The sequence below is a fragment of the Micromonospora sp. NPDC049051 genome, assembly GCF_043197575.1.
In the GTDB taxonomy this organism is placed as follows: Bacteria; Actinomycetota; Actinomycetes; order Mycobacteriales; family Micromonosporaceae; genus Micromonospora.
This window is the reverse complement of the sequence record NZ_JBICTL010000003.1, coordinates 1,005,495-1,021,545: the sequence shown is the minus strand read 5'-3', so window position 1 is coordinate 1,021,545 and position 16,051 is coordinate 1,005,495. Positions and strand designations below refer to the sequence as shown.

2 protein-coding genes are annotated in these 16,051 nt (G+C 74.8%); both read left to right on the top strand.

From position 1 onward, the window contains the following. The first annotated feature begins 3 nt into the window (after window positions 1-3). Window positions 4-10,992, top strand: a complete 10,989-nt coding sequence (locus tag ACGFIR_RS16600; protein WP_393145846.1) for a type I polyketide synthase — start codon at window positions 4-6, stop codon at window positions 10,990-10,992. Window positions 10,993-11,064: 72 nt separating this feature from the next. After that, a complete protein-coding gene (locus tag ACGFIR_RS16595; RefSeq protein WP_393145844.1) occupies window positions 11,065-16,023 on the top strand; it encodes a type I polyketide synthase in 4,959 nt (1,652 codons plus the stop codon). Window positions 16,024-16,051: the final 28 nt, after the last annotated feature.

Here is a 16,051-nt window from a genome sequence, read left to right as displayed (position 1 = left end):
CTGCTGCGACGACGGGTCAACACAAGGAGTGCGCGGTCCATGGCTGACGAGGCGAAGCTTCTCGACTACCTCAAGCGGGTCACCGCTGACCTGCACCAGGTGCGCCAGCGCCTGCGCGAGGTGGAGGCCGGTGAACAGGAACCGGTCGCCATCGTCTCCATGAGCTGCCGCTTCCCGGGTGGGGTGCGGTCGCCCGAGGACCTGTGGGAGGTGGTCGCGTCCGGCCGGGACGTGGTCTCCGACTTCCCCGAGGACCGCGGCTGGGACCTCGGGTCGCTCTACGACAGCGACCCCGAGCAGTCCGGCACGTCGTACACGCGGCAGGGTGGCTTCGTCCACGACGTGGCCGACTTCGACCCGGGCTTCTTCGCGATCTCCCCCCGCGAGGCGCTGGCCATGGACCCGCAGCAGCGCTGGCTGCTGGAGACCTCCTGGGAGGCGCTCGAACGGGCCGGCATCGACCCGCACTCGCTGAAGGGCAGCCGCACCGGCGTCTTCGCCGGCAGCACCGGCCAGGACTACGGCACCGTGCTGATGGGTGCCGCGCAGGGCCTGGAAGGGCACCTGATGACCGGCAACGCCGGCAGCGTCGTCTCCGGCCGGATCGCCTACACGTTCGGGCTGGAGGGGCCGGCGGTCACCATCGACACCGCCTGCTCGTCCTCGCTGGTCGCCCTGCACCTCGCGGCGCAGGCGCTGCGGCAGCGGGAGTGCACCCTGGCGCTCGTGGCCGGGGTCACCGCCATGTGCACGCCGGCCGCGTTCGTTGAGTTCTCCCGGCAGCGGGGCCTCGCCGCCGACGGCCGGTGCAAGGCGTTCGCCGCCGCCGCCGACGGGACCGGCTGGTCGGAGGGGGTCGGCGTACTGCTGCTGGAGCGGCTCTCGGACGCGCAGCGCAACGGTCACCCGATCCTCGCCGTGGTGCGGGGCAGCGCCGTGAACCAGGACGGCGCCTCCAACGGCCTCAGCGCCCCGAACGGGCCCTCGCAGCAGCGGGTGATCCAGCAGGCCCTGGCCAACGCCGGCCTCGCCTCGGGCGGCGTGGACGTGGTCGAGGCGCACGGTACGGGTACCCGGCTCGGCGACCCGATCGAGGCGCAGGCGCTGCTGGCCACGTACGGGCAGGACCGGGGGGACGCCGCGCCGCTGCTGCTGGGGTCGGTGAAGTCGAACATCGGGCACGCCCAGGCCGCCGCCGGGGTGGCCGGTGTGATCAAGATGGTGATGGCGATGCGGCACGGCGTCGTGCCGCCCACCCTGCACGTCGACGAGCCCACCCCCGAGGTCGACTGGTCGGCCGGCGAGGTCTCGCTGGTGACCGAGGCGACGCCGTGGCCGGCGGTGAACCGGCCGCGCCGCTCGGCGGTCTCCTCGTTCGGGGTGTCCGGCACCAACGCGCACACCATCCTGGAGCAGGCCCCGGCGCCCCAGCAGTCCCCGTCGGCCGCCGCCGCGCCGGTGGTCGAGCGGCCGCTCGTGCCGGTGCCCGTGTCGGCCCGCGACGCGGCGGGCCTCGCCGCCCAGGCGGCCCGCTGGGCGGCCCGGATCGCCGCCGACGAGACCCTGCGGCCCCTCGACGTGGCCTTCTCGGCGGTCACCTCCCGGTCCACCCTGGACCACCGGGCCGTGGTGCCCGCGACCGGCCGCGAGGAGCTGCTGGCCGGGCTGCGCGCCCTCGCCGCCGGGGACCCGTCGGGCACGGTGGTCGCCGGCCAGGCCGGCAACCGAGGTTCGCTCGCGGTGCTCTTCTCCGGTCAGGGCGCGCAGCGTGCCGGCATGGGTCGGGAGTTGTACGCCGAGTTCCCGGTCTTCGCCGCCGCGCTGGACGAGGTGTGCGTCTACCTGGACGCGTTGCTGCCGCGTCCGCTGCGGGAGGTGCTGTTCGCCGAGGCGGGCAGCCCCGAGGCGGGTTTGTTGGATCAGACGGTGTTCACGCAGGCCGGGTTGTTCGCGGTCGAGGTGGCGCTGTTCCGGCTGGTGGAGTCGTTCGGGATCACGCCGGAGTTCGTGGGTGGTCACTCGATCGGTGAGATCACGGCCGCGCATGTGGCGGGGGTGTTGTCGCTGGTCGACGCCGCTGCCCTGGTGGCGGCGCGTGGGCGGTTGATGCAGGCGTTGCCGGCCGGTGGCGGAATGCTGGCCGTGGCGGCGACCGAGGCCGACGTGCTGGCCACGCTGGACGGCCTGGCCGACGTGGGGATCGCGGCCGTGAACGGACCGACGGCGGTGGTGGTCTCGGGTGCCGTCGAGGCTCTCGACGAGGTGGAGCGGGTCTGGCGCGACCGGGGCGTGCGTACGCGCCGGCTCACCGTCAGCCATGCGTTCCACAGTCCGTTGATGGAGCCGATGCTGGGCGAGTTCCGGGCCGTGCTGGACGGGCTGACCTTCGCCGCGCCGTCGCTGCCGGTCGTGTCGAACGTGACCGGGGCGTTGGCCGAGGCCGACGAGATCCGCACCCCCGACTACTGGGTGCGGCACGTCCGGAAGGCGGTGCGGTACGCCGACGGGGTCACCGCGCTGCGGGCCGCCGGAGTCGACACGTTCCTGGAGATCGGGCCGCAGAGCGTACTGACCGCGATGGCGGCCGACATCCTGCCCGGCGACGACGCCGTGCTCAGCGCGGCCGTGCAGCGCAAGGACCGGCCCGAGACGCACGGGCTGCTGGCCGGCCTGGCCGAGCTGCACGTGCACGGGGTGGCCGTCGACTGGCAGCCGTGGTTCGCCGACACCGGCGCCCGCCGGGTGGACCTGCCCACGTACGCGTTCCAGCACCAGCGCTACTGGCCCGAGGCGGGCGCCGGGTGGACCGGCGACGTCACCGCGGTCGGCCTGCGCCCCGCGCAGCACCCCCTGCTCGGGGCCGCCGTCGGCGTCGCGCACGCCGAGGGCTTCCTGTTCACCGGCCGGCTGGCCCGGCGTACCCACCCGTGGATCTCCGACCACGTTGTCTTCGACACCGTGCTGCTGCCCGGCACGGGCTTCGTCGAACTCGCCCTCCAGGCCGGCGCGCACGTCGGTGCGGACCACGTCCGCGAACTCACCCTCGAATCGCCGCTGATCCTGCCCGAGACCGGGGGCGTGGACATCCAGCTCTGGATCGGCCCGGCCGACGAGACGGGCTGCCGGTCCGTGTCGCTGCACTCCGCGCAGGACGGCGAGCCGGCCGAGGGCGCCGGCGAGCGGACCTGGACCCGCAACGCCAGCGGCGTGCTGGCCAGCGGCCCCGCCGCGCCGAGCGGCCCCGTCGGCTGGTCCGACCTGACCACCTGGCCGCCGCCGGGCGCGACCGAGGTCGGCACCGACGACCTGTACGTGAACCTCGCCGCCCAGGGCTACGACTACGGCCCGTCCTTCATCGCCCTGCGTTCCGCCTGGCGGCGCGGCGACGACCTCTTCGCCGAGCTGGCGCTGCCGGAGGCCCCCGCCGCCGAGGCCGGCGGGTACGGCCTGCACCCGGCCCTGCTCGACGCGGCCCTGCACACCCTCGGCCTGACCACGCCGGCCGGGGAGCCGTCCGGGGCGGACATGCCCCCCGGGTACGGCCGGCTGCCGTTCTCCTGGAACGACGTCGCCCTGCACGGCGCCGGGGCCGCGGCGGCCCGCGTGCGGGTCTCGCACACCGGCCCCGACAGCATCTCGCTGCTGCTCACCGACGTCACCGGCGCACCGGTCATCTCCGTCGGCTCCCTCGTCCTGCGGCCGGTCTCCGCCGACCAGCTCCGCACCGCCTCCGGCGGCGGCACCGAGTCGCTGTTCCGGGTCGAGTGGGCGCCGCTCGCGCTGCCCGCCGGCCCGTCCACCGTCGACTGGGCGGTGCTCGGCGACGCGGCGGCGCTCACCGACGCGGTCGCGGCCACCGGCACGGCCGTGGCGGCGTACCCCGACCTGACGGCCCTGGCCACGGCGATGGACGACGGGACGAACGCGCCCGGCGTGCTGGTCCTGCCGTTGCTCGACCCGCCCACGTCGGCGGACGTGCCGCGCGCCGTCGCCGAGGCGACCCACCGGGTGCTCGCCGTGCTCCAGCAGTTCCTCGCCGAGGAGCGCTACGCGGTGTCCCGACTGGTGGTGCTGACCCGGGGCGCGGTCGCCACCGACCGGGACACCGACCTGGCCGACCTGGCCGGCGCCGCCGTGATCGGCCTGCTGCGTTCCGCCCAGTCGGAGAACCCCGACCGGTTCGTGCTGGTCGACGTCGACGACGTGGCCGGCTGCGCCGCCGCGCTCGTTCCGGCCGTCGCGACCGACGAGCCGCAGGTCGTGATCCGCGCGGGCGTCGCCGCCGGCGCCCGGCTCACCCGGGTCCCCGCCGTGGCCGAACCGCCGGCCGCCCCGTTCGACTCCGACGGCACCGTCCTGATCACCGGCGCCACCGGCACCCTCGGCCAGCTGATGAGCCGGCACCTCGTCAGCACGTACGGCGTCCGGCACCTGATCCTCACCAGCCGGCGCGGCCGGGCCGCCGGAGGCGTCGCGGAGCTCTGCGCCGAGTTGGAGGCGCTCGGCGTGCGCGTCACCGTCGCCGCCTGCGACGTGGCCGACCGCAACGCCGTGGCCGAGCTGCTGGCCGCGATCCCGGCGGAGCACCCGCTCACCGCCGTCATCCACGCCGCCGGCGTGCGCGACGACGGCGTCATCTCCTCGCTCACCCCCGAGCGGATGGACGGCGTGCTGCGGCCCAAGGTCGACGCCGCCTGGCACCTGCACGAGCTGACCGCCGACCTCGACCTGAAGGCGTTCGTCTCGTACTCCTCGCTGGCCGCCACCGCCGGCGGCCCGGGCCAGGGCAACTACGCTGCCGCCAACGCGTTCCTCGACGGGCTGGCCCAGCACCGCAAGGCGCGCGGCCTCGCCGCGCTCACCCTCGCCTGGGGTCTCTGGGCCGACCGCAGCGGCATGACCACCGAGCTCGACGACGTCCACCTCAACCGGATCTCCCGCTCCGGCGTCGCCGCCATGGAGGCCGAGGAGGGGCTCGCCCTCTTCGACGCGGCCTGCCGCACCACCGACGCCGCGCTCGTCCCGGCCCGGCTGGACCTGGCCGCCATGAAGGTGCAGTTCGCCGGCGGCAGCATCCCGCCCCTGTACCGGGCCCTGATCCGCACGCCCGCCCGCGCCGCCGCGGCCACCACCGGCGCGTCGCTGGTACAGCAGCTCGCCGGGCTCGGCGACACCGAGCGGGCCGCCGCGCTCGTCGAGATCGTCCGGGGGCAGGCCGCCGCCGTGCTCGGCTACCCCGACCCGGCGGCCATCGAGCCGCGCCGGGCGTTCAGCGAGTTCGGCTTCGACTCGCTCACCGCCGTCGAGATGCGCAACCGGCTCAACAACGCGTTCGGGATGCGGCTGCCGGCCACCCTCGTCTTCGACTACCCGACCCCGCACGACCTGGCGGCCTTCCTGGGTACGGAGATCGCCGGCACCCCGGTTCCCGTCCGGCCCGCGACCCCGACCGTGGCCGTGGGCGACGACGAGCCCCTGGCGATCATCGGCATGGCCTGCCGGCTGCCCGGCGGGGTGTGGTCGCCCGACGACCTGTGGCGGCTGGTGGTCGACGGCGTCGACGCGATCAGCGACCTGCCGACCGACCGGGGCTGGGACCTCGACAGCCTCTACAGCCCGGACCCCGACGCCCCCGGCACCTTCTACGCCCGCGGCGGCGGCTTCCTCAGCGGCGTCGACCGGTTCGACCCCGGCTTCTTCGGCATCTCGCCCCGCGAGGCCCTCGCGATGGACCCGCAGCAGCGGCTGCTGCTGGAGACCACCTGGGAGTCCTTCGAGTCCGCCGGCATCGACCCCGCCGACGTACGGGGCAGCAGCACCGGCGTCTTCGTCGGTACCAGCGGCCAGGACTACGGCTCGCTGCTCGCGTACTCGCCGGAGGCAGCCGAGGGCTACATGCTGACCGGGATGACCAGCAGCGTCATCTCGGGCCGGGTGGCGTACACGTTCGGGCTGGAAGGGCCGGCGGTCTCGCTGGACACGGCCTGCTCGTCGTCGCTGGTCGCCCTGCACTGGGCCGGCCAGGCGCTGCGGCGCGGCGAGTGCGACATGGCCCTCGCCGGCGGCGTGATGGTGATGGCCACCCCGACCGCCTTCGTCGAGTTCTCCCGGCAGCGCGGCCTGGCCGCCGACGGCCGGTGCAAGTCGTTCGCCGCGTCCGCCGACGGCACCGGCTGGTCCGAGGGCGTCGGCATGCTGCTCGTGCAGCGGCTCTCCGACGCCCGCCGGCAGGGCCGCACCGTCTACGCGGTGGTACGCGGCTCGGCGATCAACCAGGACGGCGCCTCCAACGGGCTGACCGCCCCGAACGGGCCCTCGCAGCAGCGGGTGATCCGGCAGGCACTGGCCTCGGCGCGGCTCTCCACGGCCGACGTGGACGTTGTCGAGGCGCACGGTACGGGCACCACCCTCGGCGACCCGATCGAGGCGCAGGCCCTGCTCGCCACGTACGGGCGGGAGCGGCCCGGCGACCGGCCGCTGCTGCTGGGCTCGATCAAGTCGAACATCGGCCACGCCCAGGCCGCCGCCGGTGTGGCCGGCGTGATCAAGATGGTGCAGGCCATCCGGCACGGCCTCGTCCCGGCGACGCTGCACGTGGACGAGCCGTCCCCGCACATCGACTGGACCTCGGGCGCGGTGGAGCTGGCGACGGAGTCGCGGCCGTGGCCGGCGGTGGACCGGCCGCGCCGGGCGGCGGTGTCGTCGTTCGGCATCTCCGGCACCAACGCCCACGTGATCATCGAGCAGGGCGACGAGCCGGCCGACGCCGCACGCGTGGACCCGCAGCCGGGCCTCGTGGCCTCCGACGTCGTCGCATGGCCGCTGTCGGGGCGGTCGAAGGGTGCCCTGACCGGCCAGGCGGCCCGCCTGGCGCAGTACGTCCGCGAGCGCGGCGAGGTCGACGCGGCGGCGGTGGGCTGGTCCCTCGCCACCACCCGGTCGACGTTCGACCAGCGGGCCGTCGTCGTCGGGTCGAGCACGGAGGAGTTGCTGGCGGGGCTGGACGCCCTGGCGTCCGGAACGCCGGCCGGCAACGTCGTCGCCGGCGCCGCCACGCCCCACGGCGCGGGTGCGGTGTTCGTGTTCCCGGGTCAGGGTGCGCAGTCGGCGCGGATGGCGGCTGGCCTGGTGGGTCGTGCGCCGGTGTTCGACGCGCGGTTGGCGGAGTGTCAGCGGGCTCTTGCGCCGTACCTGGACGTGGACCTGGTGTCGGTGTTGACGGGTGATGACGAGTCGTGGTTGGAGCGGGTCGAGGTCGTGCAGCCGGTGCTGTGGGCCGTCGGCATCGCTCTCGCGGCCGTCTGGCAGCACGCGGGGGTCACCCCGGCTGTGGTGGTCGGTCACTCGCAGGGTGAGATCGGTGCGGCGTGTGTGGCGGGGATCCTGTCGCTGGAGGACGCGGCGAAGGCCGTGGCGCTGCGGTCGCGGGCGCTGACGGTGCTGCGGGGTACCGGGACGATGGCGTCGGTGGACCTGTCGGCCGAGTCGGTCGGCGAGCGCCTCGGGGAGTTCCCCGGCGTGGGCGTCGCGGCGGTCAACGGCCCGTCGACTGTGGTGGTGTCGGGTCCGCCGCAGCCGGTCGCTGACCTGGTGGAGGCGTGTCAGGGCGATGGGGTGCGGGCGCGGTTGATTCCGGTGGACTACGCGTCGCACTCGGCGGCGGTGCAGGAGGTCGCCGAGCAGTTGCGCGCCGACCTGGCGGGCGTGACCCCGCAGCAGGGGCACACCCGGCTCGTGTCGACGTTGACCGGGGACTGGGTGGACCCGTCCTCGATGACGGCGGACTACTGGTACGACAACCTGCGGCAGACCGTCCAGTTCGACGCGGCGGTGCGGGTGGCCGTCGCCGCCGGGCACACGACGTTCGTGGAGATCAGCCCGCATCCGGTGTTGACGATGCCGGTGACGGCGATCCTGGACGACGCCGGTGTCACCGGGCACACCCTGGGCAGCCTGCGGCGGGGTGACGACGACCCGACGCGGCTGTTGACGAACCTCGCGACCGCCCACACGATCGGCCTGCCCGTCGACCTGACGGCCGTCCTCGCCGAGACCGACACCGTGGCACTGCCCACGTACGCCTTCGACCACCAGCGGTACTGGGTCGAGCCTCCCGTGCACCGGGCGCAGGACGTCAGCTCCGCCGGCCTCCAGGACGCCGGGCACCCGCTGCTCAGCGCCACGCTGACCTTCCCCGACAGCGAGCGGATGGTCTTCACCGGGCGGCTGTCGGTGCGTACCCACCCGTGGCTCGGCGAGCACCGGGTGATGGACAACATCCTGCTGCCCGGCACCGCCTTCGTGGAACTCGCCACGTACGCCGGTGAGCAGGCCGGCTGCCCGACGGTGGAGGAGCTGACCCTGCTCGCCCCGCTCGTCCTGCCCGAACTCGGCGCGCTCCAGGTGCAGCTGACGGTCGGCGACCGGGACGACGACGGGCGGCGTACCGTCCAGCTCTACTCCCGGCCCTACCGGGACGGCTCCGACGAGATCCTGGCCGACGTCGCCTGGACCTGCCACGCCACCGGTCTGCTCGGTCCGCAGCCGGCCGACGCCGCGCCCACCTTCGACCTGGGGGTGTGGCCGCCGCCCGGCGCGACGCGCGTCGAGTCCGACGACTTCTACTCCGGCATCGAGGCGACCGTCTTCGGGTACGGTCCGGCGTTCCGTGGCCTGCGGGCCGCGTGGACCCGCGACGACGAGGTCTTCGCCGAGGTCGAGCTGCCCGCCGACCACCACACCGAGGCCGGCCGCTTCGGCGTGCACCCGGCGCTGCTGGACGGCGCGTTGCAGGCCATGTCGATCGGCGGCTTCCTCGGCCGGATGGGCGACGGCGCCGACGCCAGCGTGCCCCGCCTGCCGTTCGCCTGGACCGGCGTCTCCCTGCTCGCCGCCGGCGCCACCGCCCTGCGCGTACGCGTCGCCGCGGCCGGCGAGGTCGGCGTCTCCTTCCAGGTGGCCGACGCCACCGGCGCCCCGGTGCTGCACGTCGATTCGCTGATCATGCGCCGCGTCTCCGGCGACTCCCTCGGTGCGGCCCGCTCCGGCCGGCACGAGTCGCTGTTCCAGGTGGACTGGCCGGTGCTGCCGGTGCCCACCGGCCCCGTGCCGGCGGCCACCCGTTGGGTGGCGCTCGGCGACGACCTGGCGCTAAGCGCCGCCTGCGAGGCGGCCGGTGCCCGGGTGCGTACCGACGTCGACCTCGACTCGCTGGGCGACCTGCTCGCCGGGGGCGAGCCCACGCCCGAGGCGGTGATCGTCCCGGTCGGCGACGCCGGAGACCCGACGGACCCGGCGCTCGCCGCGCAGGCGCGCGCCATCACGCACCGTACCCTCGCCGCGTTGCGGACCTGGCTCGCCGACGACCGGTTCGCCGACTCGCGGCTGGTGCTGGTCACCCGAAACGCGGTCGCGGCAGGGGAGCGGCAGGCGGTCAACCTGCGCCAGGCCCCGGTCTGGGGCCTGCTGCGCACCGCCCAGCTCGAACACCCGGGCCGGTGCCAGCTCGTCGACCTCGACGGCGCCCCGGACAGCGCCGCGGCGCTGGCCGCCGCCATCGCCTCCGGCGAGCCGCAGCTCGCCGTGCGCGACGGGCAGGTCCGCACGCCACGGCTCGGCCGGGTTCCGGCCGGCGTGGAGCCGCTGCCCGGCGGGATCGACCCGGACGGCACCGTGCTGATCACGGGCGGGACCGGCGTGCTGGGCCGTATCCTGGCCCGTCACCTCGCCACCACCCACGGCGTACGGCACCTGCTGCTGGCCGGGCGGCGCGGCGCGGCGGCCGAGGGGATCGGCGACCTGGTCACCGAACTCGCCGGCGCCGGTACGGAGGTGACCGTCGCGGCCTGCGACGCCGCCGACCCCGACGCCCTGTCGGCGCTGCTGGCCGGGGTGCCGGCAGCGCACCCGCTCACCGCCGTGGTGCACGCCGCCGGCGTCCTCGACGACGGCGTGCTGGAGTCGATGACCCCCGAACGGGTGGACGCGGTCGCCGTGCCGAAGATCGACGCGGCGTGGCACCTGCACCGCCTCACGGCCGACGCGAACCTCGCGGCCTTCGTCCTGTTCTCCTCGGCGGCGGCCACGCTGGGCAGCGCCGGCCAGTCCAACTACGCGGCGTCGAACGCCTTCCTGGACGCCCTCGCGGCGCACCGCCGGGCACACGGGCTCGCCGGTATCTCGCTCGCGTGGGGCCTGTGGGAGCAGGCCAGCGGCATGACCGGTCACCTCGGCGACGACGACGTGCGGCGGATGGCCGAGCAGGGCGCCGCCGGCCTGGCCACCCAGCAGGCGCTGAACCTCTTCGACGCCGCGTGGCGGCTCGACGCGGCGGCTGTCGTGCCGATGCGCCTCGACGTCGGGACGCTGCGCGGACAGGCGGAGGCTGGCTCCCTCGCGCCCATGCTCCGGGCCCTGGTCCGGGTGCCGACGCGGCGCTCCGTCGACGCCAGCGGCGCCCGCTCCGGCGGGGTGCAGCTCAGCCAGCGGCTCGCCGGCCTGGCCGGCCCGGAGCGGCTCAAGGTGGTGCTCGACGTGGTACGGGCGAACATCGCCGCCGTCCTCGGTCACGCCGGCGCCGACGCGGTCGACCCGAACCGGCTCTTCACCGACCTGGGGTTCGACTCGCTCACCGCCGTCGACCTGCGTAACCGCCTCAACGGCCTGTCCGGGCTGCGGCTGCCGGCGACGCTGGTCTTCGACTACCCGACGCCGACGGCGCTCGCCGAGAAGCTGACCAGTGAGATCGCCGCCGACGCGGCGCCCTCCACGCAACCGCTCTTCCAGGGCATCGACACGGTGGAGAGCCTGCTCACCGCGATCCCGCTCGACCCGGTGGCCCGCGCCCGGTTCACCGCCCGGATGCAGGACCTGCTCGCCAAGGCGTCCGACCTGGCGGCCGGGCCCGCCGTGGAAGCGGACCGGCCCGACCTCGACTCGGCCAGCGACGACGAGATCTTCGACTTCATCAGCAAAGAGTTTGGAATCTCCTGAGATGACCAACCTTCGGATCGAGGCAGGGGCCACCCGATGAGCGACGACAAGCTGCGGTACTTCCTGAAGCGGGTGACCGCCGACCTGCACGACACCAAGCGCAAGCTGCAGACTGTCGAGGCGCGCGACCAGGAGCCCCTGGCCATCGTCTCGATGAGCTGCCGCTTTCCGGGTGGCGTGCGGTCGCCGGAGGACCTGTGGGAGCTTGTCGCCGACGGCCGGGACGCGCTCACCGAGTTTCCGGACGACCGGGGTTGGGACCTGGAGGCGCTCTACGACCCGGACCCGAACAAGCCGGGCAAGAGCTACACGCGCATCGGCGGGTTCCTCGACGCCGCCGGTGACTTCGACCCGTCCCTGTTCGGGATCTCGCCGCGTGAGGCCCTCGCCATGGACCCGCAGCAGCGGCTGCTGCTGGAGACGTCCTGGGAGGCCATCGAGCGGGCCGGCATCGACCCGCTGTCGCTGCGCGGCAGCTCCACGGGTGTCTTCGTCGGGCTGAGCACCTCGAACTACGGCATGGGTCTGCCGAACGTGCCCGAGGGCGTCGACATGTACATCGGCACCGGCAACACCACGAGCGTCGCGTCGGGCCGGATCTCGTTCACCCTCGGCCTCAACGGTCCCGCCGTCAGCGTCGACACCGCCTGCTCCTCCTCGCTGGTGGCCCTGCACCTCGCCGTGAACGCGCTGCGCCGCGGCGAGTGCGATCTGGCCATCGCCGGCGGCGTCACCGTGATGGTCACCCCCGGCGTGTTCGTCGTCTTCTCCCGGCAGCGCGGCATGTCCGTCGACGGCCGGTGCAGGGCCTTCGCGGCCGGCGCGGACGGCACCGGCTGGGGCGAGGGCGGCGGCGTGCTCGTCGTGGAGCGGCTGGCCGACGCCGAACGCAACGGCCACCCGATCCTCGCCGTGATCCGGGGCAGCGCCCTCAACCAGGACGGCGCGTCCAACGGGCTCACCGCCCCGAACGGCCCCTCCCAGCAGCGCGTCATCCGCCAGGCCCTCGCCAACGCCCGGCTCGGCACCGCCGACGTCGACATGGTCGAGGCGCACGGCACCGGCACCACCCTCGGCGACCCCATCGAGGCGCAGGCGCTCATCGCCACGTACGGGCAGGACCGGCCGGCCGACCGGCCGCTGTGGCTGGGCTCGGTGAAGTCGAACATCGGCCACACCCAGAGCGCCGCCGGCGTCGCCGGGCTGGTCAAGATGGTGATGGCGCTGCGCAACGGCGTCATGCCGGAGACCCTGCACATCGACGAGCCCTCCCCGCACGTGGACTGGTCGGCCGGAGCGGTCTCCCTGCTTACCGAGTCCAAGCCGTGGCCGGAGCTGGACCGCCCCCGCCGCGGCGGCGTCTCCTCCTTCGGGGTCAGCGGCACCAACGCCCACGTGATCCTGGAGGAGTACCGTCCGCGCGTCGCCGACCCGGCGACCGTCGACGGCGAGCAGACCGGCGGGGCCACCGCCGTCGAGCCCGCGCGCCGGCCCGGCCTGGTCGCCTCGGACGTGACCCTCTGGCCGGTGTCGGCCCGGTCGAGGTCCGCCCTCGCGGGCCAGGCGGCCCGGCTCGCGGCCTTCCTGCGTGAGCGCGGCGGGATCGACGCGGCGGCGGTGGGCTGGTCCCTGGCGACCACCCGGTCGACGTTCGACCACCGCGCCGCCGTCGTCGGGTCGAGCACCGCCGAACTCCTCGCCGGGCTGGACGCCCTCGCCACCGGCCAGCCGGCCGGTAACCTCGTGAGCGGCACGGTCACCAGCGCCGGCACCGGCCCCGTCTTCGTGTTTCCCGGTCAGGGTGCGCAGTCGGCGCGGATGGCTGCCGGGCTCGTCGGCCGTACGCCGGTGTTCGACGCGAAGTTGGCGGAGTGCCAGCGGGCCCTGGCGCCGTACCTGGACGTGGACCTCGTGTCGGTGTTGACCGGGGACGACGAGTCGTGGCTGGAGCGGGTCGAGGTCGTGCAGCCCGTGCTGTGGGCCGTCGGCATCGCCCTGGCGGCCGTGTGGCGCGCGGCGGGCGTCGTCCCGGACGCGGTGATCGGCCACTCGCAGGGCGAGATCGGCGCGGCCTGTGTCGCCGGGATCCTCAGCCTGGACGACGCGGCGAAGGCGGTGGCGTTGCGGTCGCGGGCGCTGACGGTGCTGCGCGGGACGGGGACGATGGCGTCGGTGGACCTGTCGGCCGACGCGGTGGCCGAGCGCCTGCCCGCCTTCCCGGGTGTCGGTGTCGCGGCGGTCAACGGCCCGTCCACCGTCGTGGTGTCCGGCCCGCCGCAGCCCGTGGCCGACCTCGTGGCCGCCTGTCAGGCCGAGGGCCTGCGCGCCCGGCTCATCCCGGTGGACTACGCCTCCCACTCCGAGGCCGTGCAGCAGGTGGCCGAACAACTCCGCGCGGACCTGGCCGACGTCGCCCCGCAGGCCGGCCACACCCGGCTGGTCTCCACGCTGACCGGTGACTGGGTCGACCCGACCGCGATGACCGCGGACTACTGGTACGACAACCTGCGGCGGACCGTGCAGTTCGACGCCGCCGTACGGGTGGCGGTCGCCGCCGGGCACACCACGTTCGTCGAGATCAGCCCGCACCCGGTGCTGACGATGCCGGTCACGGCCATCCTCGACGACACCGGCGTCACCGGGCACACCCTGGGCAGCCTGCGCCGGGGCGACGACGACGCGACGCGGCTGCTGGCCAACCTCGCCACCGCGTACGCCATCGGCCTGCCCGTCGACCTCGCCGACGTCCTCGCCGAGACCGAGGTCGCGCCGCTGCCCACGTACGCCTTCGACCACCAGCGGTTCTGGCTCGACGGCAGCGGCGGCCCCGACCTGGAGAGCCTGCTGGCGGGCGCGGGCGGCGACCCCGGCGACGCGAGCTTCTGGGCCGCCGTGGAGCGCGGGGACGTCACCGCCCTCGCCGAGACCATCGCCACCGAGGACACCCCGGCGCACGAGGTCCTCGACGCGCTGCTGCCGGCCCTGCCGATGCTCACCTCCTGGCGCCGGCAGCGGCGCCGGCAGGCCGACATCGACAGCTGGCGCTACCAGGACACCTGGAAGCCGCTGACCGGCGTCGCCAACCGGGGCATGAACGGCACCTGGGTCGTGGTCATGCCGACCGGCGACATCATCGAGCCCTGGCAGGACGCCTGCGTCGAGGCGTTCGCGGCGGCCGGCGCGACGCTCGTGCCGGTGGCCGTGTCCACCCCCGACGTCGACCGCGACCAGTTCGGCAAGCTGATCCAGGAGGCGCTCGCCGCCGCGTCGGGCGGCGACACCGCCGCCGAGGTGACGGGCGTGGTCTCGCTGCTCGCCTTCGACGAGCTGGCCCACCCGCTGTACCCCTCCGTGCCCGGCGGCTTCGCCGCCACCGTCGCGCTCTTCCAGGCCCTCGGCGACATCGGCCTGCGCGCGCCGATGTGGAGCGTCACCTCCGGCGCCGCGTCCGTCGGCATGGCCGACCTGCTGCGCTCCCCGGTGCAGTCGCTGGTCTGGGGCTTCGGCCGGGTCGCCGCGCTGGAGCACCCGCAGCGCTGGGGTGGCCTCGTGGACCTGCCCGAGGCCGTCGAGGACCGCTGCGCCGACCTGCTGGTCGCGGCCCTCACCACCGCCGGCGAGGAGGACCAGATCGCGGTACGCCCCGGTGGCCTGCTCGCCCGCCGGCTCACCCGCGTCCCGCTCGGCGACAGCCAGCCCGCCAACCCGTGGCAGCCGTACGGCACGGCGCTGGTCACCGGCGGCACCGGCGCGCTCGGCGGGCACGCCGCCCGCTGGCTGGCCCGCAGCGGCGTGGAGAACATCGTCGTCGTCAGCCGGCGGGGCATGACCGCGCCGGGCGCGCAGCAGCTCGTCGACGACCTCACCGAGCTGGGCGCCCAGGCCACCGTGGTCGAGTGCGACGCCTCCGACCGGGACGCCCTGGCGGAGCTGATCGACCAGATCCCCGCCGAGTACCCGCTCACCGCGGTCGTGCACGCCTCCGCCGTACTCGACGACGCGATGATCAACGACATCCGGCCGGAGCAGATCGAGCGGGTGCTCCAGGCCAAGGTCGACGTCGCGTACAACCTGCACGAGCTGACGCTCGACCACGAGCTGTCCGCGTTCATCATGTTCTCGTCGTTCGCGGGCAGCGTGGCCAGCTCCGGCGTCGGCAACTACGCCCCGAGCAACGCGTTCCTCGACGCGCTCGCCCAGCACCGGCGGGGCCTCGGCCTGACCGCCACCTCCATCGCCTGGGGGGCGTGGGCCGGCGGCGGCATGGCCGAGGGGCCGCTCGGCGAGCTGCTGCACCGCCACGGCGTACCCGAGATGACCCCCGAGGCGGCGATCACCGCGCTGCACCAGGCCGTGGACCACGGCGAGGCGTTCCTCACCATCGCCGACATCGCCTGGGAACGGTTCTCCGTCGCCTTCACCGCCACCCGGCCCGGACCGCTGATCAGCGACCTGCCGGACGTCCGCCGGCTCGCCACCGCCGAGGCGGTGGCCAGCGTCGAGACCGGCGCCGGCCCGGACTCGTTGCAGGAGCGGCTCGCCGGGCTGCCCGCCGCCGACCGGCTCGCCGTGCTGCTCGGCCTGGTCCGCGGCCAGGTCGCCGCCGTGCTCAACTACCCGTCCGCCGAGTCGGTGGACGAGCACCGGGCGTTCCGGGAGCTCGGCTTCGACTCCGTCACCGCCGTCGAGCTGCGCAACCGACTCGGCTCGGCCACCGGCGTGGCCCTCCCGGTCACCCTGGTCTTCGACTACCCGACGCCGACGACCCTGGCGGAGTACCTCTTCGCCGAGGTCGCCCACGACGACGTGGTCACCCCGAACGCGCTCCTCGACGATCTGGACCGGATCGCCGACAGCCTCGACGTGGTCGCACGGGACGAGGCGGCCCGGGTGCGCGCCACCGTACGCCTGCAGGCCATGCTCTCCCGGCTCGGCCAGGACAGCGGTGGCGCCGACATCGGCCGGCACCTCGACGACGCCACCGACGACGAACTGTTCGCGATGGTGGACAAGGACCTCGGCATCTCCTGACCCCCTCAGCTCCAGCTCTCTCCCGTCT